Origin of the sequence: Streptococcus sp. k-402 (assembly GCF_013277515.1) — a bacterium.
Lineage (GTDB): Bacteria > Bacillota > Bacilli > Lactobacillales > Streptococcaceae > Streptococcus.
The window spans coordinates 90,026-109,609 of record NZ_VMNB01000012.1 but is presented as its reverse complement, the minus strand read 5'-3'; the positions used below and the strand labels follow the sequence as shown (position 1 = coordinate 109,609).

At 40.4% G+C, this 19,584-nt stretch carries 22 protein-coding genes and 1 riboswitch; of the genes, 9 read left to right on the top strand and 13 right to left on the bottom strand.

The window, feature by feature from the left end:
- Positions 1–171 precede the first annotated feature (171 nt).
- The 3 genes from HT724_RS08550 to coaB are packed head-to-tail and all read right to left on the bottom strand — an operon-like array spanning position 172 to position 1,971.
- Complete coding sequence (locus HT724_RS08550) at positions 172–735, bottom strand: ECF transporter S component (protein WP_000747412.1); 564 nt, start codon at positions 733–735, stop codon at positions 172–174.
- Positions 719–1,270, bottom strand: coding sequence for a phosphopantothenoylcysteine decarboxylase (coaC, locus tag HT724_RS08545; RefSeq protein WP_173276450.1), 552 nt, complete (start codon positions 1,268–1,270; stop codon positions 719–721). Before coaC ends, HT724_RS08550 begins: the two co-directional genes overlap by 17 nt.
- An 11-nt stretch (positions 1,271–1,281) precedes the next feature.
- A complete protein-coding gene (gene coaB, locus HT724_RS08540) occupies positions 1,282–1,971 on the bottom strand; it encodes a phosphopantothenate--cysteine ligase (protein ID WP_173276449.1) in 690 nt (229 codons plus the stop codon).
- A gap of 232 nt (positions 1,972–2,203) precedes the next feature.
- Here coaB and HT724_RS08535 point away from each other — a divergent pair, with 232 nt between their 5' ends.
- The 3 genes from HT724_RS08535 to radC all read left to right on the top strand — a co-directional run bounded on the left by HT724_RS08535 (position 2,204) and on the right by radC (position 7,047).
- A complete protein-coding gene (locus tag HT724_RS08535) occupies positions 2,204–3,874 on the top strand; it encodes a formate--tetrahydrofolate ligase (RefSeq protein WP_173276448.1) in 1,671 nt (556 codons plus the stop codon).
- 158 nt (positions 3,875–4,032) lie between these two features.
- Positions 4,033–6,324, top strand: a complete 2,292-nt coding sequence (gene pcrA / locus HT724_RS08530; protein ID WP_173276447.1) for a DNA helicase PcrA — start codon at positions 4,033–4,035, stop codon at positions 6,322–6,324.
- Between the two features lie 42 nt (positions 6,325–6,366).
- Positions 6,367–7,047 (top strand): DNA repair protein RadC, encoded by a 681-nt coding sequence (gene radC, locus HT724_RS08525; protein ID WP_173276446.1) that lies wholly within the window; start codon positions 6,367–6,369, stop codon positions 7,045–7,047.
- Here the strand turns inward: radC and HT724_RS08520 are convergent.
- The 7 genes from HT724_RS08520 to HT724_RS08490 all read right to left on the bottom strand — a co-directional run bounded on the left by HT724_RS08520 (position 7,044) and on the right by HT724_RS08490 (position 11,814).
- Positions 7,044–7,733: a gamma-glutamyl-gamma-aminobutyrate hydrolase family protein gene (locus HT724_RS08520; protein WP_173276445.1), complete on the bottom strand. Its 690-nt coding sequence runs from the start codon at positions 7,731–7,733 to the stop codon at positions 7,044–7,046. The genes radC and HT724_RS08520 overlap by 4 nt on opposite strands.
- A gap of 17 nt (positions 7,734–7,750) precedes the next feature.
- Complete coding sequence (locus HT724_RS08515) at positions 7,751–8,392, bottom strand: redox-sensing transcriptional repressor Rex (protein WP_173276444.1); 642 nt, start codon at positions 8,390–8,392, stop codon at positions 7,751–7,753.
- A gap of 82 nt (positions 8,393–8,474) precedes the next feature.
- Positions 8,475–8,690 carry a DUF4649 family protein gene (locus HT724_RS08510; protein WP_173276443.1) on the bottom strand — a complete coding sequence of 72 codons (216 nt, stop codon included), beginning with the start codon at positions 8,688–8,690 and terminating at the stop codon, positions 8,475–8,477.
- A gap of 7 nt (positions 8,691–8,697) precedes the next feature.
- Positions 8,698–9,045: a DUF1831 domain-containing protein gene (locus HT724_RS08505; protein WP_000863540.1), complete on the bottom strand. Its 348-nt coding sequence runs from the start codon at positions 9,043–9,045 to the stop codon at positions 8,698–8,700.
- Positions 9,046–9,049: 4 nt separating this feature from the next.
- Positions 9,050–10,165 (bottom strand): cysteine desulfurase family protein, encoded by a 1,116-nt coding sequence (locus HT724_RS08500; protein ID WP_173276442.1) that lies wholly within the window; start codon positions 10,163–10,165, stop codon positions 9,050–9,052.
- Between the two features lie 9 nt (positions 10,166–10,174).
- A complete protein-coding gene (locus tag HT724_RS08495) occupies positions 10,175–11,134 on the bottom strand; it encodes a ribose-phosphate diphosphokinase (RefSeq protein WP_001283823.1) in 960 nt (319 codons plus the stop codon).
- 110 nt (positions 11,135–11,244) lie between these two features.
- Positions 11,245–11,814 carry a CYTH domain-containing protein gene (locus HT724_RS08490; RefSeq protein ID WP_173276441.1) on the bottom strand — a complete coding sequence of 190 codons (570 nt, stop codon included), beginning with the start codon at positions 11,812–11,814 and terminating at the stop codon, positions 11,245–11,247.
- 128 nt (positions 11,815–11,942) lie between these two features.
- On the opposite strand from HT724_RS08490, the gene HT724_RS08485 reads away from it, so the two are divergent.
- Genes HT724_RS08485 through pta form a run of 4 tightly spaced genes read left to right on the top strand, consistent with a single transcriptional unit; the run spans position 11,943 to position 15,327 of the window.
- Positions 11,943–12,614 (top strand): GTP pyrophosphokinase family protein, encoded by a 672-nt coding sequence (locus tag HT724_RS08485; protein WP_173276440.1) that lies wholly within the window; start codon positions 11,943–11,945, stop codon positions 12,612–12,614.
- Positions 12,598–13,416, top strand: coding sequence for an NAD kinase (locus tag HT724_RS08480; protein ID WP_173276439.1), 819 nt, complete (start codon positions 12,598–12,600; stop codon positions 13,414–13,416). Before HT724_RS08485 ends, HT724_RS08480 begins: the two co-directional genes overlap by 17 nt.
- Positions 13,413–14,309: an RluA family pseudouridine synthase gene (locus HT724_RS08475; protein ID WP_173276438.1), complete on the top strand. Its 897-nt coding sequence runs from the start codon at positions 13,413–13,415 to the stop codon at positions 14,307–14,309. The genes HT724_RS08480 and HT724_RS08475 overlap by 4 nt, the downstream gene beginning before the upstream one ends.
- Before the next feature lie 43 nt (positions 14,310–14,352).
- Positions 14,353–15,327 carry a phosphate acetyltransferase gene (gene pta, locus HT724_RS08470; protein ID WP_173276437.1) on the top strand — a complete coding sequence of 325 codons (975 nt, stop codon included), beginning with the start codon at positions 14,353–14,355 and terminating at the stop codon, positions 15,325–15,327.
- 140 nt (positions 15,328–15,467) lie between these two features.
- Here the strand turns inward: pta and pepT are convergent, their stop codons facing one another.
- Positions 15,468–16,691, bottom strand: coding sequence for a peptidase T (pepT, locus tag HT724_RS08465; protein WP_173276436.1), 1,224 nt, complete (start codon positions 16,689–16,691; stop codon positions 15,468–15,470).
- 153 nt (positions 16,692–16,844) lie between these two features.
- Here pepT and hemH point away from each other — a divergent pair, with 153 nt between their 5' ends.
- Positions 16,845–17,939 (top strand): ferrochelatase, encoded by a 1,095-nt coding sequence (gene hemH / locus HT724_RS08460; RefSeq protein ID WP_173276435.1) that lies wholly within the window; start codon positions 16,845–16,847, stop codon positions 17,937–17,939.
- Between the two features lie 41 nt (positions 17,940–17,980).
- Here hemH and mscL read toward each other — a convergent pair whose 3' ends face one another.
- Together mscL and HT724_RS08450 are read right to left on the bottom strand one after the other, a co-directional pair.
- A complete protein-coding gene (mscL, locus tag HT724_RS08455) occupies positions 17,981–18,358 on the bottom strand; it encodes a large conductance mechanosensitive channel protein MscL (RefSeq protein WP_000916792.1) in 378 nt (125 codons plus the stop codon).
- Positions 18,359–18,439: 81 nt separating this feature from the next.
- The gene (locus tag HT724_RS08450) at positions 18,440–18,871 is read right to left on the bottom strand and encodes a GtrA family protein (RefSeq protein ID WP_173276434.1); all 432 of its coding nucleotides are present in this window, start codon (positions 18,869–18,871) and stop codon (positions 18,440–18,442) included.
- A gap of 28 nt (positions 18,872–18,899) precedes the next feature.
- Positions 18,900–18,997: riboswitch (PreQ1 riboswitch) on the top strand.
- Here HT724_RS08450 and HT724_RS08445 point away from each other — a divergent pair.
- Complete coding sequence (locus HT724_RS08445) at positions 18,995–19,504, top strand: QueT transporter family protein (protein ID WP_000737071.1); 510 nt, start codon at positions 18,995–18,997, stop codon at positions 19,502–19,504. (Overlaps the previous riboswitch by 3 nt.)
- Positions 19,505–19,584: the final 80 nt, after the last annotated feature.

Genomic DNA, 19,584 nt, shown 5'->3' with positions numbered 1-19,584 from the left:
ACCACGTCAGTTTCCATCTACAACCTCAAAACCGTGTTTTGAGCAACCTGCGACCAGCTTCCTAGTTTGCTTTTTGATTTTTATTGAGTATAAATATTGGTAAAGAGTTCACTAAAAAGAAACTACTTCAAACAAAATCTCCACCTTCAAGCATGAAAGCGGAGATTGTTTTTATTTCTTCAAAGTTTGTAATCTTGGAACAATGGCTAGGGTTAGAACTGCGGAAATGACTAATTCGGCAATCGAATTTGTTGAGATAACAGTTGCTAGGAGTTTTTGGATATTACCATCAAAGACATTTCCAAAAAGGTAGAAAATTCCACCAAGTACAAAGACTGTGTTGGTTAGTGAACCAAGGGCACCAGCTAAAATCAGGCCAGTCTTGTTTTTCATCAGTTTATAGACTAGATACGGAGTTAAACCAATCAAAATACGTGGGACGATGGCAATGATAGCTGAGTAGATGTTTCCGTTTGGTACAAATGGTGAGAAGAGGTAGCTTGTTGGTAAAATTGTAATCGTGTTAACCGTCAAACTAAGTAGCCCCATCAAAAATCCAAGTGTAACCCCAACTCGTGGACCGTAGATAATGCTGGCAATAATGACAGGAATATGAACGATAGTCGGTTTGATTGGAAATGGAAAAAGGTTAAAGATAAGTGAGCTCAGAAAGTGTATCACGAGCATGGTTGCAAAAAAGATAGCAATGGGTGCAATATTAGAGCGTTTTTTCATCGAGAGTTTCCTTTATTCTTTCTAAAATAATTGTGAGGTCAGCTAAGGCTCCTCGTCCGTGGTCTCCACAAGCTAGTAGGGATTCCTTAGGAGCAATCAGCTGATAGCCGTAGGCTTCTAATGTTTTCAGATTAGCCTGAGTTGCTGGATGGTCATACATTTTTGTATTCATAGCAGGAGCTATTAGTTTGGGAATATGACTTGGCAAGGCTAAAGCTGTACTGGTCACCATGTTGTCCGCAAAACCAAGGGCTAGTTTTGCAATAGTGTTAGCAGTTGCAGGTACCACGATAAATAGATCAGTTTCTTTTCCCAGTTCGATATGGTTGACCTGTTCGGGATAGGGTTCCTTCATGACATCCAAGTGGACAGGACTCTGTGAGAGTACTTGTAGTGTCAAAGGTTGGATAAACTCTGTAGCAGCCTGAGTCATTAAGACAGTGACTTGATGACCTTGTTTTTTTAGAGAACTGACTAAATCTGCCGACTTGTAAGAGGCGATTGACCCTGTTACAGCCAAGAGAATATGTGCCATATCTTTCCTTTCTAAGAATGGTAGGCTTGAATTTTTTTAAGGAGGAGTTCTGCAATTTCTTCTTTAGTCTGGACTGTTTGAAGCTGATTTTTCTCAACAAAGATAGCACGATGCTGGTTCGCTGAGATTTGAGTCAGGTCATTTGCAATGATTAAGTCTGCTTGGTTCTTGATAAGACTTTTTCTAGCAATGTCAACCAGATGGTCTTCGGTAACATCAACCAGTAGCTTAAAGCCAATCAGATGAATAGCAGGATTACATTCCTTGACTAGAGAGATGATTTTGGGTGTCTTTTTTAGGAACAAAACCTGAACCTCGTCAGTTGAAGAAATCTTAGCTTGATGATTTTGCTTGCTTAAAAATTCTTCCAAATTAGAGCTAGCCTGAACCTCCTCAAGCCCCGTCATATAAACAGGAGTGTAATCGGACACCGCCATTGAGTGAATCAAAATCTGATAATTTGCAACCCGTTCTTGCATTTCCAGTAGAAGGTCGTTGGTATTGGTAATTTCTCGAATGCTTAGATTAGGGTGAGCTTCTGGCTTCTGAGCTCGTTTTGTAGTAATTAAACAAACTTCATGCCCTGCAGCAAGCAAGGTTTCTGTGATGATTTTCCCCAAGCGACCTGTAGAATGGTTAGTGATAGAGCGGACGCTATCGATAGCTTCACTGGTACCGCCCGATGTAACTAAAATTTTCATAGCACTATTGTACCAAAAAAAAAATAATAAGCAAAAGAAAGCGCTTGAATATATATAGAAAATAAAAAGAATCTACTATAGTTTCAAACTATAAAGCCATATAAAATTTAAGAAAGGACTTTAAAAACCTTAAAAATAGGGATATTTACGAACGTTTAGAGAGTTTTGGGATGTTAAAAATCTTGTTTTGTGTTATAATGAATTATCATATAAGAGGTTAGAGGAGTTTTGAATGAAAACAGATATTGAAATCGCACAGAGTATTGAGTTGAAACCTATTGTTGATGTTGTAGAGAAGCTTGGAATTTCTTACGACGATTTGGAGTTGTATGGAAAGTACAAGGCTAAGCTCAGCTTTGATAAAATTCGTGCAGTTGAGAGCAATCCAGTTGGGAAATTGATTTTGGTTACTGCCATCAACCCAACACCTGCAGGTGAAGGAAAATCAACTATTACCATTGGTCTTGCGGATGCCTTGAATAAGATTGGCAAGAAAACGATGATTGCTATCCGCGAACCATCTCTTGGTCCAGTAATGGGGATTAAGGGTGGTGCTGCAGGAGGTGGTTACGCTCAAGTTCTACCAATGGAGGACATCAATCTCCACTTTACTGGGGATATGCATGCCATTACAACTGCCAACAACGCCCTTTCTGCCTTGATTGACAACCACTTACACCAAGGAAATGAGTTGGGAATTGACCAACGTCGTATACTCTGGAAACGTGTTGTGGACTTGAACGACCGTGCTCTTCGCCATGTGACCGTTGGACTTGGTGGCCCTCTAAATGGTATTCCACGTGAGGATGGCTTTGACATTACCGTCGCTTCTGAAATCATGGCTATTCTTTGCTTGGCGACTGATATTGAAGATTTGAAACGCCGTTTGGCGAATATCGTTATTGGTTATCGTTACGACCGTACACCAGTTTCTGTAGGTGATTTGCAGGTTGAAGGTGCCTTGGCTTTGATTTTGAAGGATGCTATTAAACCGAACCTGGTTCAGACAATTTACGGTACACCTGCCTTTGTACATGGTGGTCCATTTGCAAATATTGCTCACGGATGTAATTCAGTCTTGGCAACAAGCACAGCCCTTCACTTGGCTGATTACACAGTTACTGAAGCTGGTTTCGGTGCAGACCTTGGTGCCGAGAAATTCCTTGATATCAAGACACCAAACTTGCCAACTTCTCCAGATGCAGTAGTTATCGTCGCAACCCTTCGTGCCCTTAAGATGAATGGTGGTGTGGCTAAAGACGCGTTGACTGAAGAAAACGTAGAAGCTGTTCGTGCCGGTTTTGCTAACTTGAAACGCCATGTAGAAAATATTCGTAAGTTCGGTATTCCAGCAGTCGTAGCTATTAACGAATTTGTCTCTGATACAGAAGCTGAAATTGCAGCCTTGAAAGAACTTTGTGCTTCAATCGATGTACCAGTTGAGTTGGCAAGTGTCTGGGCTGATGGTGCAGAAGGTGGAGTAGCACTTGCTGAAGCGGTTGTCAAGACTATCGCTGAAAATCCATCTAACTATAAACGATTGTATGACAATGGCCTTTCTGTCCAAGAAAAGATTGAAAAGATTGTTACTGAAATCTACCGTGGTAGCAAAGTGAACTTTGAGAAGAAAGCTCAAACACAAATCGCTCAAATCGTTCAAAACGGTTGGGACAAATTGCCAATCTGTATGGCTAAGACCCAGTATAGCTTCTCAGACAATCCAAATGCACTTGGAGCACCTGAAAACTTTGAAATTACCATTCGTGAATTGGTGCCAAAATTAGGTGCAGGCTTCATCGTTGCCTTAACTGGTGATGTCATGACCATGCCAGGACTTCCAAAACGACCAGCAGCCCTCAACATGGATGTTGAAAGCGATGGAACAGTATTAGGCTTGTTCTAATAGTTAAATTGAATTCAAATGAGTTTGGAAATAATATCCAAGCTCATTTTTATCTAGATATAAGGAGTTACCTTCTACACGTAACCAGTCTAGGTAAAGATATTTTCCTTGAATTCTGATATAATAGAAATATTGACTTCAAGAGTAAGGAAGAGAAGATGAACGCATTATTAAATGGAATGAATGACCGTCAGGCTGAGGCGGTGCAAACGACAGAAGGTCCCTTGTTGATCATGGCAGGGGCTGGTTCTGGAAAGACTCGTGTTTTGACCCACCGTATCGCTTATTTGATTGATGAAAAGCTGGTTAATCCTTGGAATATCTTGGCTATTACCTTTACAAATAAGGCTGCGCGTGAGATGAAAGAGCGTGCTTATAACCTTAATCCAGCCACTCAGGACTGTCTGATTGCGACCTTCCACTCCATGTGTGTGCGTATTTTGCGTCGTGATGCGGATCATATTGGCTACAACCGTAATTTTACTATTGTGGATCCCGGTGAACAGCGAACTCTCATGAAACGCATTCTCAAGCAGTTGAACTTGGATCCTAAAAAATGGAATGAACGAACTATTTTGGGGACCATTTCCAATGCTAAGAATGATTTGATTGATGATGTTGCCTATGCTGCCCAAGCTGGCGATATGTATACGCAAATCGTGGCCCAGTGTTACACGTCTTATCAAAAAGAGCTTCGTCAGTCAGAGTCAGTTGACTTTGATGATTTGATTATGCTGACCCTGCGTCTCTTTGATCAGAATCCTGATGTCTTGACCTACTACCAGCAGAAGTTTCAATACATTCACGTTGATGAATACCAAGATACCAACCATGCCCAGTACCAACTGGTCAAACTCTTAGCTTCCCGCTTTAAAAACATCTGTGTGGTTGGGGATGCGGACCAGTCTATCTACGGTTGGCGTGGTGCTGATATGCAGAATATTTTGGATTTCGAGAAAGATTATCCCCAAGCCAAGGTTGTTTTGTTGGAGGAGAATTATCGTTCAACCAAAACCATTCTCCAAGCGGCCAATGAGGTTATTAAAAATAATAAAAACCGCCGTCCTAAGAATCTCTGGACCCAAAACGCTGATGGGGAGCAAATCGTTTACTATCGTGCCGATGATGAGCTGGATGAGGCTGTATTTGTGGCTAAAACTATTGATGAACTTGGTCGCAGTCAAAACTTCCTTCACAAGGATTTTGCAGTTCTCTATCGGACTAATGCCCAGTCCCGTACTATTGAAGAAGCCCTTCTCAAGTCAAACATTCCTTATACCATGGTTGGTGGAACCAAGTTCTATAGCCGTAAGGAAATTCGTGATATTATCGCTTATCTTAACCTCATTGCTAATTTGAGTGACAATATCAGTTTTGAACGTATTATCAACGAACCGAAACGTGGAATTGGCCCAGGTACAGTTGAGAAAATCCGTGACTTTGCGAATGTGCAAGACATGTCCATGCTAGATGCTTCTGCAAACATCATGTTGTCTGGTATCAAGGGTAAAGCAGCCCAGTCTATCTGGGATTTTGCCAATATGATTCTGGATTTGCGGGAGCAACTGGATCACTTAAGCATTACAGAGTTGGTTGAGGCTGTTTTAGAAAAAACAGGTTACGTCGATGTTCTAAATGCTCAAGCGACTTTAGAAAGCAAGGCTAGGGTTGAAAATATCGAAGAGTTCCTTTCTGTGACGAAAAACTTTGATGATACCTCTGATGGTCCAGAAGAGGAAACTGGTCTGGATAAACTGAGTCGTTTCTTAAATGACTTGGCCTTGATTGCGGACACAGATTCAGGTAGTCAGGAGACATCAGAAGTGACCTTGATGACCCTGCATGCTGCCAAAGGTCTCGAGTTTCCAGTTGTCTTTTTGATTGGGATGGAAGAAAATGTCTTTCCGCTTAGCCGTGCAGCTGAAGATCAAGATGAATTAGAAGAAGAACGCCGTCTGGCCTATGTAGGAATTACGCGTGCAGAGAAAATTCTCTATCTGACCAATGCCAACTCGCGCCTGCTTTTTGGTCGTACCAACTATAACCGTCCGACTCGTTTTATTAATGAAATCAGTTCAGACTTGCTTGAGTATCAAGGATTGGCTCGTCCAGCAAATTCAAGCTTTAAAGCATCTTATAGCAGTGGTGGTCTTGCCTTCGGTCAAGGTATGAGTCTTGCCCAGGCTCTTCAAGATCGTAAACGCAGTGCAGCCCCAAAAACTATCCAGTCAAGTGGTCTCCCATTTGGTCAATTTACAGCTGGAGCAAAACCAGCGTCTAGCGAGGCAAGTTGGTCCATTGGTGACATTGCCCTCCACAAGAAGTGGGGAGAGGGAACTGTTCTGGAAGTTTCAGGTAACGGAGCTACTCAGGAATTAAAAATCAATTTCCCAGAAGTAGGTTTGAAAAAACTTTTAGCTAGTGTAGCCCCAATTGAGAAAAAAATCTAATTTTCCATCCTTCTCACGAATAATAAAGTGAGGAGGATTTTTATGTACAGTATTTTATTCCAAGAAGATTCACTATTACCAAGAGAAAGACTGGCCAAGGAAGGAGTGGAAGCGCTCAGTAACCAAGAGTTGCTAGCTATTTTACTCAGAACAGGAACACGTCAGGCCAGCGTTTTTGAAATTGCTCAGAAAGTCTTGAGCAATCTTTCAAGCCTAACAGATTTGAAAAAAATGACCCTGCAGGAATTGCAGAGTCTGTCTGGTATCGGTCGTGTTAAGGCTATAGAATTACAAGCTATGATTGAACTGGGGCATCGTATTCATAAACATGAGACCCTTGAGATGGAAAGTATTCTCAGCAGTCAAAAGTTGGCCAAGAAGATGCAGCAGGAGTTGGGACATAAAAAACAAGAGCACCTGGTGGCGCTCTATCTCAATACTCAAAATCAAATTATCCATCAACAGACTATTTTTATAGGTTCAGCCACTCGCAGTATCGCTGAGCCACGAGAGATCCTTCACTATGCTATCAAGCATATGGCGACTTCTCTCATCTTGGTTCACAATCATCCTTCAGGAGCGGTAGCGCCCAGTCGAAATGATGATCATGTCACTAAACTTGTTAAAGAAGCCTGCGATCTGATGGGAATTGTCCTCTTGGACCATTTGATTGTCTCACATTCTAGTTACTTTAGTTACCGTGAAAAAACAGATTTAATCTAAAGTTCATTAACGACATAGTCAAAGAGGTTTTTATCTTTGGGACGATTTACAAATAGAAATTCTGGGTGCCATTGGACACCGAGAAAGGGAACATCATCCGTACTCATGACAGCCTCAATGATACCATCTTTAGGATCATGAGCTGCAATCTTTAAATTTGGTGCTAAATCCTTGATGCTCTGGTGGTGGAAGGAGTTGATATGGGAAATTTCTCCATAGATTTCTCGAAGAACTGTATCAGGCTCTGTCACCAAGCGTTGAGTTGTGTACTCGGCAGAACAATCCTGCCAATGGTCTTCGATATCTTGGTACAGAGTTCCGCCCATGGCAACGTTAAAAAGCTGAGTCCCACGACAGACAGAGAAAATCGGCTTTTGCTGTTTGATAGCTTCCTTGATGAGGGCTAGTTCGAAGATATCTCTTTGAAGGTGGTAGTCATCGCTATCAATGGTTTTTGGTTCACCATAGAATTTTGGATCAACATTTTGCCCACCTGTCAAGATGAGCTTGTCAATCATACTGATATAGTGGCAGGCCATTTCTTGATCACCAATCGGTAGGATGATGGGAATCCCTCCAGCGTCTTTAACGCCTTCAACAAAGCCTTTTGCTGCGTAGCTCATCATGATGTCATCATCAGGATGAGTTTTTTCGTTTCCTGTAATCCCTATAACTGGTTTTTTCATAAAATGATTTTCGCTTTCTAATCCTCTTTTCGCATGAAATAGAGGAGGGTTTGGAGTTCACTTGTCAAATCGACATACTGAACGACCACATCTTTTGGTAAATGCAGATGGACTGGTGAAAAACTAAGAATTCCTTTTACGCCAGCATCAATCAAGAGATTAGCGACCTCTTGTGACTTGACGCTGGGAACGGTCAGGATAGCAGTCTTGACATCAGCATCCTTGATTTTATCCTTGATTTGAGAAATTCCGTAAATGGGAATCCCGTCAGGAGTTTGGGTACCGACTTCAGGATGGTCATCTAGGTCAAAGGCCATGATAATCTTCATCTTGTTACGCTCGTGGAAGCGGTAGTGGAGAAGGGCATGGCCCATATTTCCAATACCTACTAGCATGACATTGGTAATGGAGTTATCATTGAGCAAATCGGCAAAAAACGTCATCAGTTTTTTGACATCATAGCCAAAACCACGACGACCTAGTTCACCAAAATAGGAAAAATCACGACGAACTGTCGCTGAATCAATACCGATAGCCTCTGCAATTTGTTTAGAGTTGGCACGTTCAATCTTTTCTGCATGAAATCTCTTAAAAATTCGATAGTAGAGAGAGAGTCTTTTCGCTGTAGCTTTTGGAATAGCAGACTGTTTATCTTTCACAAAATCACAACCTTTCTATTCTTCTATTTTATAGAAACATTGTGAAAAAATCAACAAAAACAAGAAAAAACTAAGAAAAATCTTAGTTTTGATGTAAAAATTCTGCATGTGATAGAAAACGGTAGAGGTCTCCAACCAATCCTTGGTAAACTTCCTGCCCCTCAAAAGTCAAAGAAGTCACATAAAGTGTATCTGGTAGGGTCACACATCCTGACAAAGCCAGCATGAGAGCTTCATAATCCTCATACTTGAGTGTACGCTCTACCCGATAGCTGTCCTTATAGGTCAATTCAAACATTTTGGACCTATCTTTCCGATTTTGTAAAGACACCACGCTCTACTAAGCTATCCATGAGGAAATAGAATTTTTCTTGATGAATGTGGTGGTCTTCTGATTTGAAAATATCAACTAGACGTAGCCCAAACTTGTCAGTGATATTGATTTTAGCCCCTGTGAGCTCCTTGTTAATGATGATTTTGAGTTGGAAGCCTTCACCGCTGTTTGGTACCTTTTCAAGTAGGCGAGTCAGTTCATAGTTACCAACCTTAGTCTCAAAAAAGGTGTTGTCCTTTAGGGTAAATTTTTTAACAGAAGGGCTAAGAGTGTAGTCGTAACGACAATTTTTTAACTGAATGGTTTTTTCAAATGCCATATGGCTAACCTCCGATAATTTCTTTTAAGGTTTTTGCGAGGGTTTCTAGGTCTTCAACAGTATTTTGTGGCGAGAGACTGATACGAACGGATTCCTTCAAGCGGTCTGAATTTGCCCCGTACATGGCTTCAAGAACATGGCTGGATTGGACAATGCCTGCCGTACAGGCTGAGCCAGTAGAGATTGAAATTCCAGCTAAATCTAGCCGAAGGAGTAAGAGGTCATTTTTCTGACCAGGAAATCCAATATTGAGAACATAAGGGAGATGGTGTTCGCCTCTATTCAGGTAATATTGAACTCCCTCAACCTCTGCTAGAAAGGCAGTTTCTAGATTTTGTACATGTTGAAAATGTTCTTCTTGCTTTTCTAGGTCTTCTTTTAGGGCTGCAACCATGCCTACGATGGCAGGCAGATTTTCAGTTCCTGCACGTTTTTTCTGTTCTTGGTCTCCGCCATGGAGATAGGAATCAAAGTCCATGCTAGATGCGTAGAGAAAACCGATTCCCTTAGGACCATGGAACTTGTGGGCAGAAGCAGTGAGAAAATCAATGCCCAATTCTTCTGGGTGTATAGGGATTTTACCAATAGCCTGAACTGCATCGACATGATAGGCGGCTGGGTGTTGCTTGAGTATTTGGCCAATTTCAGCAATGGGAAGTAGGTTTCCTGTCTCATTATTGGCAGACATGGTAGAAACCAAAATCGTATCGTCACGTAAAGCTTTTTGAATTTGTTGAGCTGTGATTTCTTGCTTTTCTGGTTGGATAATAGTTACTTCAAAATCAAAGTGTTGAACCAAGTAATCAATTGTTTCAAGGACAGCATGGTGCTCAATGGCAGTTGTGATGATGTGTTTTCCTTGTTCTTGGTGACGAAGGCAGTAGCCAATGATGGCAGTATTGTTGCCTTCTGTCCCACCAGAAGTGAAAAAGATATGTTGAGGTTTTGTCCCCAGTAACTGGGCTAGTTCCTGACGGGCTTCTCGCAAGAGTTTGCCAGCTTGACGACCATGCCCATGAATACTAGATGGATTGCCATGGGTTTCTTGCATAACCTTGGTCATAGCTGAAATAGCAACTGCTGACATAGGAGTCGTTGCAGCATTGTCCAAATAAATCAAAGAATCACCTTATTTCTTTTTGTTGTAAGCAAAGAGTGGGCTGACTGGTTTTCTTTCGTGGATACGGACGATAGCATCACCAATTAACTCACTAGCAGTGATGTAGCATACGTTTTTAGGAGTTTTTTCTTTTGTTGCTACTGAATCAGTCACAAGAATTTCTTTAATATTAGTATTGTCAAGAAGTTCAGCAGCTCCTTCGACGAAGAGGCCGTGGCTAGAAACAGCATAAATTTCTGTAGCTCCTTCACGTTCAACGATTTTAGCAGCTTCAGAGAAGGTACGTCCAGTATTTAAAATATCGTCAATCAAGATAGCTTTTTTGCCTTCAACATCACCGATGATATAACCTTCGTTACGAGTTGCATCGTCTTGAGGGTAGTCGATAATGGCGATAGGAGCATCAAGATATTCAGCCAGACTACGAGCACGTTTGACACCTGAATTTTTAGGGCTAACAACAACAACATCTGAGCCAAGTAAGCCCTTATCGCAATAATGTTTTGCAAATAGGGGAACTGTATAGAGGTTGTCAACAGGAATATCAAAGAAACCTTGCACCTGAACAGCATGCAAATCAAGGGTAAGGACACGGTCAACACCAGCTTTAACCAGCATATTGGCAACTAGTTTAGCTGTAAGTGGCTCACGTGGTGAAGCAATGCGGTCTTGACGTGCATAGCCAAAATATGGAAGGACAACGTTGATACTGTGGGCACTTGCGCGCACACAAGCGTCAACCATGATCAACAATTCCATTAGGTGGTTGTTAACAGGGAAACTTGTAGACTGGATGATGTAAACATCATAACCACGGACACTTTCTTCGATATTCACTTGGATTTCTCCGTCTGAAAATTGACGTGATGATAGTTTTCCAAGTGGGACACCAACAGCTTGTGCAATTTTCTGTGCAATCTCTTGGTTAGAGTTGAGTGCGAAAAGTTTCATGTTTTTTCTATCTGACATTATAGACCGTCCTCTGTAAACTTTTTAAATCCTAGCCATATCTGCCTAGCCTATATGACTAGGATTTTTGTATTTTATCTTTTCTATTTTACCAAAAAATAGAGATTATTTCAGCTATTTTTTATGCTTTTGACAAATCGGACCAATTTTGAGGGAGCTTTTTGGTAGGAAATCTGATTTTCCTCTAAAAATTGCTGGAAATCCTGCTTACCTTGCTCCTGATTTTCCACTTCGAGCTCTAATTCGTAATCTGTAATATCAAAGTACTGACTCTCATCCAGTGCCATGAGACCAATAGATGTTTGCATTTCATAGCGAAGCGTTGTTAGACAACCAAGCACCAGCCATTCACTAGTTTGGATACAATGTTTCACCAATTCATCAAGAACCAGTCCCTGAGGAAGTTCTTCTTTAGCCAGATAGTTTTCAGCATCTTTTAGTTGTAATTTTTGATTGTATTCCATGTTTCCAACACTTTGCGGGACTTTGAGTGTCAATTCAGCCCAGTCTTCAAAAGTTCGAATGCGCATAGCAACTTTCTTTTCTCGCAGTTCAAAATCAGGCGTGTCGATGTAGTAATTTTTTTGAAGAATAGGAGTGACACCTGTGAACTTGTCTTTTAGACGATCATATTCATCTTTTTTCAAGAGTGTTTTCAATTCAATTTCTAAATGTTTCATTTTTCTTACCTTTTCTTTATCGTTGAAAGCGGATTTATGGTATAATAAGCATTGTATTTATTGTATATGAATCTGGAGAAAAAATCAAAGATATTTTTGAAGGATAATATGAAAACAAGGGAGAATATATGACCTTAGAATGGGAAGAATTTCTAGATCCTTACATTCAAGCTGTTGGTGAGTTAAAGATTAAACTTCGTGGTATTCGGAAGCAATATCGCAAGCAAAATAAGCATTCTCCGATTGAGTTTGTGACTGGTCGAGTCAAGCCAATTGAGAGTATCAAGGAAAAAATGGCTCGTCGTGGCATTACCTATGCGACCTTGGAACACGATTTGCAGGATATTGCTGGTTTGCGTGTGATGGTTCAGTTTGTAGATGACGTCAAGGAAGTAGTGGAGATTTTGCGTAAACGACAGGATATGCGAATCATACAGGAGCGAGATTACATTACTCATCGAAAGGCTTCAGGCTACCGTTCCTATCATGTGGTAGTAGAATATATGGTTGACACCATCAATGGAGCCAAGATTATTTTGGCAGAAATTCAAATTCGTACCTTGGCCATGAATTTCTGGGCAACGATAGAACATTCTCTCAACTACAAGTACCAAGGGGATTTCCCAGAGGAGATTAAGAAGCGACTGGAAATCACGGCCAAGATTGCCCATCAGTTGGATGAAGAAATGGGCAAAATTCGTGATGATATCCAAGAAGCCCAGGCACTTTTTGATCCTTTGAGTAGAAAATTAAATGATGGTGTAGGAAACAGTGACGATACAGATGAAGAATACAGGTAAACGAATTGACCTGATAGCTAATAGAAAACCACAGAGTCAAAGGGTTTTGTATGAATTGCGAGATCGTTTGAAGAGAAATCAGTTTATACTCAATGATACCAATCCGGATATTGTTATTTCCATTGGTGGGGATGGCATGCTCTTATCAGCTTTTCATAAGTATGAAAATCAACTTGACAAGGTACGATTTATCGGTGTTCATACTGGACATTTGGGCTTCTATACGGACTACCGTGATTTTGAGTTGGATAAGCTAGTGACTAATTTGCAGCTAGATACCGGAGCAAGAGTCTCTTACCCTGTTCTAAATGTGAAGGTCTTTCTTGAAAATGGAGAGGTCAAGATTTTTCGTGCCCTCAACGAAGCCAGCATTCGCAGATCCGATCGAACCATGGTGGCAGATATTGTCATCAATGGTGTTCCCTTTGAACGTTTTCGCGGAGATGGCTTAACAGTTTCAACGCCGACTGGTAGTACGGCTTATAACAAGTCTCTTGGCGGTGCAGTGTTACATCCTACCATTGAAGCTCTTCAGTTGACGGAAATTGCCAGCCTCAATAATCGTGTCTATCGAACGCTGGGCTCTTCCATTATTGTGCCTAAGAAGGATAAGATTGAACTCATTCCAACAAGAAACGATTACCACACCATTTCGGTTGACAATAGCGTTTATTCTTTTCGTAGTATCGAGCGAATCGAGTATCAAATTGATCATCATAAGATTCACTTTGTCGCGACTCCTAGCCATACCAGCTTCTGGAACCGCGTTAAGGACGCTTTTATCGGCGAGGTGGACGAATGAGGTTTGAATTTATCGTAGATGAACATGTCAAGGTTAAGACTTTCTTAAAAAAGCACGAGGTTTCTAAGGGGCTTCTGGCCAAGATTAAGTTTCGAGGCGGAGCTATTCTGGTCAATGACCAACCTCAAAATGCAACTTATCTGTTGGATATTGGAGACCGAGTTGTCATCGATATTCCCGCTGAGGAAGGCTTTGAAACTCTAGAAGCTATCGAGCGCCCACTGGATATTCTCTATGAGGATGATCATTTTCTAGTCTTGAACAAACCCTATGGAGTGGCTTCTATTCCTAGTGTCAACCACTCCAATACAATCGCTAATTTTATCAAGGGTTACTATGTCAAGCAAAACTATGAAAATCAGCAGGTTCACATTGTGACCAGGCTTGATAGAGATACTTCTGGCTTGATGCTCTTTGCCAAGCACGGCTATGCCCACGCACGATTAGACAAGCAGTTGCAGAAAAAGTCTATTGAAAAACGCTATTTTGCTTTGGTTAAAGGTGATGGATACTTAGAGTCAGAGGGGGAAATTATTGCTCCGATTGCGCGTGATGAAGACTCCATTATTACCAGACGGGTGGCTAAAGGTGGAAAGTATGCCCATACTTCCTACAAGATTGTAGCATCTTATGGGAATATTCATTTGGTAGATATTCGCCTGCATACTGGACGAACCCACCAAATCCGAGTCCATTTTTCTCATATTGGTTTTCCTTTGTTGGGAGATGACTTGTATGGTGGTAGTCTGGACGATGGCATTCAACGTCAGGCTCTGCATTGCCATTCCTTAAATTTTTATCATCCATTTTTAGAGCAGGACTTGCAGTTAGACAGTCCCTTGCCGGATGATTTCAGTAACCTTATTATCCAGTTATCAACTAATACTCTATAAAAACTGATTCAGAGTATAATTATTATTCTAAAGGAGAAAACTCATGGAAGTTTTTGAAAGTCTAAAAGCCAACCTAGTTGGTAAAAATGCTCGTATCGTTCTCCCTGAAGGGGAAGAACCTCGTATTCTGCAAGCGACTAAACGCTTGGTAAAAGAAACAGAAGTGATTCCTGTTTTGCTTGGAAATCCTGAAAAAATTAAAATTTATCTTGAAATTGAAGGGATCATGGATGGTTATGAAGTCATTGACCCTCAACATTATCCTCAATTTGAAGAAATGGTTGCTGCCTTGGTAGAGCGTCGCAAGGGCAAAATATCTGAAGAAGATGCACGCAAGGTTTTGGTTGAAGATGTCAACTACTTTGGTGTTATGTTGGTTTACTTGGGCTTGGTTGATGGAATGGTATCAGGTGCGATTCACTCAACAGCTTCAACAGTTCGCCCAGCCCTACAAATCATCAAAACTCGTCCAAATGTGACTCGTACTTCAGGAGCCTTCCTCATGGTTCGTGGCTCTGAACGTTACCTATTTGGAGACTGTGCTATCAACATCAATCCAGATGCAGAAGCTTTGGCTGAAATTGCCATCAACTCAGCAATCACAGCTAAGATGTTTGGCATCGAACCTAAAATTGCCATGTTGAGCTATTCTACTAAAGGTTCAGGGTTTGGTGAAAGCGTTGATAAGGTCGTTGAAGCAACTAAAATTGCTCACGACTTGCGTCCTGACCTTGAAATCGATGGTGAGTTGCAATTTGATGCGGCCTTTGTTCCCGAAACTGCAGCTCTGAAAGCTCCGGGAAGTACAGTAGCTGGTCAAGCAAATGTCTTCATCTTCCCAGGTATCGAGGCAGGAAATATCGGTTACAAGATGGCTGAACGCCTGGGTGGCTTTGCGGCTGTAGGACCTGTTTTGCAAGGTTTAAACAAGCCAGTTAATGATCTTTCTCGTGGATGTAATGCAGATGATGTTTACAAGTTGACCCTCATCACAGCAGCTCAAGCAGTTCATCAATAAAGAGAAGTGCTACTAAATAATTCGCATTTATAATTAAAAAACGCACAGTATCAGGAGCCGAAAACCTTGATACTATGCGTTTTATTGTGTGAAGATTTACTTCATTTTCTCTTAAAATTTAGTTTTTGTCCAGCCTATTTTTAGTCTTTATAAGCTACGATGCCAATGATGGTATCAACTGCACGTTCCATAGTCTGAAGGCTGACGTATTCAAAACGACCGTGCATATTCTCGCCGCCAGCAAAGATATTAGGGGTTGGGATTCCCATAAAGGAAATCTTAGAGCCGTCTGTCCCTCCACGAATTGGTTCGATAATAGGAGTGATACCCAGATCTTCCATAACGGCTTTAGCAATGGTAATTGGAGTCATATCTTTTTCAATGACTTCTTTCATATTGTAGTACTGGTCTGTCAAGTTGAGGGTGACACGGTCGCTACCAAGTTCTTGATTCATCTTATCAGCGATAGACTTCATAGTTGCTTTACGCGCTGCAAAGGCATCTTTTTCAAAATCACGAATGATGTAGCTAGCACTTGCCTCCTCAACGCTACCTGTTACATCCATTAGATGATAGAAACCTTGGTAACCATCCGTTAACTCAGGTCTGTCCTTTTCTGGAAGTTGATTGTGAAAATCAATTGCTAGCTGAAGGGCGTTGACCATTTGCCCTTTGGCAGTACCAGGGTGGACATTACGTCCTTGGAAATGCAATTCAGCACCCGCTGCTGAAAAGGTCTCGTACTGAAGTTCACCTAGTGGGCCACCATCAACTGTGTAGGCAAAATCCACATCAAAATCTTCTGCATCAAATTGATTAGCACCAACACCGATTTCTTCATCTGGACCAAAACCAACACGAATTTCACAGTGTTTGATTTCAGGGTGGGCAGTCAGATATTCAATGGCTGTCATAATTTCAGCAATTCCTGACTTGTCATCAGCCCCCAGCAAGGTTGTTCCATCGGTTGTGATGAGCGTTTGTCCTGGATATTTCTCAAGACTCTTGAAGTCGGCTGGATCGAGTTTGAAACCAGAATTCCCTAGTTCAATCACACCACCATCGTAGTTTTCAATTACCTGAGGATTAACTCCTTCGGCATTAAAATCAGCAGTATCCATGTGGGAGATGAAGCCAATTTTACGTGTTAAAGATGGATCGTTAGCTGGCAAGGTTCCAATAGCAAAACCATTCGGAAGGTAGTAGACATTTTGCAGTCCAACACGTTTCATTTCAGGAATAAGAACATTGGTTGCAAAGTCAACCTGACTCTGTGTACTTGGAGTAGTAGTAGAGTGTTCATCAGAGCGCGTGTTGACCTTAACGTAGGTTAAAAAGCGGTCCAAGAGATTTGGATAAGTCATAAAAAACTCCTTTTGAATTCATTTTTTCCATTGTATCATAGAAAAGAGAGAAAAACAAAAGACAGAAGTTAGGGCAATCTGCTATGTTAGCGTTTACTTATCAGTGGATTCATGATAAAATAAACTTGATAAAAACATCACAAGGAATCGATTATGAAAAAAGCAATTTTAATGATGACCTTTGGTTCACCAGAAGAGATTACCTTTGAAGGTGTAGCTGATTTTTTCACAAATATTCGTCGTGGAGTGAGACCTCAAGACCATGAGATTCAAACTCTTTATGATAATTATGTGCGAATTGGAGGTACTCCTCTGCAAAAAATTACCCGTGAAGAGGTTGCCTTGGTAGAAGCTAGGCTGGGGAATGAATATAGTGTCTATTTTGCCAATAAATTTTCCAGACCTTTTATTACAGATGTGATTGGTCAGATGGAAGCAGACGGCATTGAACAGTGTATTTGCTTGATTTTGGAGCCCCATTATTCTTTCTACTCTATCATGGGTTATGAGAAATTTTTAGAAAGCAAGCAAATTCAATTTTTGGTCATTAAGGACTGGTATCAGGAAGAAGCGCTCTTAAACTATTGGGCAGATGAAATTGCTAAGATTTTAAAGGAAGAAGTAAAGCAGGATAGCTTTAAAGTCATCTTTTCAGCCCACAGTGTGCCCATTTTTGCCTTGGATTTTGGCGATCCTTATATCGATCAAATTTTTGAAAATAGCAAGTTAGTTGCTGAAAAACTAGGCTTGAGTTCTGAACAATATACCAATACTTGGCAGAGTGAGAGTGATATTGGGATTCCATGGATTAAGCCAGATGTTTTGGAGTATCTCAGAGAACAGACAGAACATCCAGACCATTATATTTTTGTTCCTATCAGCTTCATTAGCGAGCATATTGAGGTCTTGTTTGATAATGATGTGGAATGTTATGACTTATGTCAGGAATTGGGTGTCAACTACCATCGCCTACCAATGCCAAATACGGATTCTCGTTTAATTGATGCCTTGGTCAATACAGTCAGAGCCAATGAACATCAAGAGTTTAAGGAATTTCTCCCGGAAGAAGAAACCTTTGATGAATTAGTTCCTTCAGACGAGACGAAAAACATTTTGGCTGAATCTGAAGATTTACAAATGCCAGAATTTGTGAAAAAACTGATTGAGAAAAAAGGTCGGGAAAATGTTAAGATGCCTTATCTGATTAAGAAAATGCTTGAGAAAGCAGGCAAGTTACCCAAAGAGTAAAGAAAAAAGGATTTAGCTTTGCGCTAGATCCTTTTAATCGATTATTTTTTCTCCAAAAGTGCTTTTATTTCTTGAAGGACTTCCAATTCGGTTGGTTTTTTTTCGTCAGTTTTTTCTTCCTTTATACCAGTGAGTTTCTGTGCTTTTTCAATACCCTTGATAATAAAGAAGAGGGCGGTACCGACAAAGATAAAATTGATAATAGCACTTAAAAAGTTACCATAGCCGACTCCATGCCAAGAAAGTTGAGCGATACGTTCGACTTTAGCAGCTTTCAAAGCGGGATTTAAAATAAGAGGAGTGATAATGTCGTTTACAAGTGAAGTAACGATAGCACCAAAAGCAGAGGCAATGACAACACCGACAGCAAGGTCAATAACATTTCCTCGAAGCAAGAATGATTTTAGATTTTTTAACATACTGTTTTCCTTTCAATATTTCGTGTTTCATTGTATCCTAAATCATTATAGAAGGCAATTAAAAGGCTCATAAATGGAACATTATTTTCTAAAAATATAGATCTTGCTCAAGATATAATTGATGATAATAATGAGTATTTGTGCAATTATTGTTTCAATAGCATTTATCTTATCAATGTTTTCATTTACGAATTGACCTATGATGTGAGGAAAATGAGTTACAAACAGAAAAGTAAAGAGCAAATCTAACAGAAAAGTAGAAAGGCGAGCAAGAGAAAATTTCAATAAACGGATAAGGCGATTCTTCCTTGCTTGCTTAAATACAATCCTATCATTTGTGATAAAGGCAAAGAGGATACCAAATATATTTGCTAAGGCAGTAGCAAGGAGTTCCTGATGACTTAGTTGATAAATGACCAATCGTGAGAGAATCGAAACTAGAGTTGTTGCAAGGCCAAAAAAGAGATAGGCTAAGATTTCATTGTTAAAAAATTTTTGAATAGGAATTTTCATGTTTTAAGTATAGCATAAAGCAGGCTATTGTGCTATACTAGTAAGGTTGAATAAAGCAACCCTTGGTGCTTAGCTTCTTTCACCAAGCATATTTTACGCGGACAACCCGCTAAAGGAGAAAAGATGAAAAAATTAACTATTCGTGATGTTGCAGACATTGCAATCGTTGCTGCTATCTATGTCGTTTTGACTGTCACACCGCCCCTAAATGCCATTAGCTATGGTGCTTATCAGTTCCGTATTTCAGAAATGATGAACTTTATGGCTTTTTACAATCCTAAGTACATCATCGGAGTTACCATCGGTTGTATGATTGCTAATTTCTTTAGCTTCGGACTGCTAGATGTCTTTGTTGGTGGCGGATCAACCTTGGTATTCCTCAGTTTAGGTGTTTGGCTTTTTGCAAAATATAGCAAGGATTACCTCTTTAACGGATTGATTCGAAAAGATCATTTCTTCTTTTCAATCCTCTTTTCAATTTCCATGTTTACTATCGCTGCAGAGTTAAATATTGTAGCAGAATTACCATTTTTCCTTACTTGGTTTACAACAGGTATCGGTGAATTTGCCTCATTGATTATTGGAGCGATTATTATCGGTAAAATTGGTCGTCGAATTGATTTAAGTAAATAGAAGAAGATAAGCTAGGTAGCCTTTACCTGGCTTTTTCTTATAGAAAATTTCTAAGGAAACTTGACAAGTTTTTCTGATTA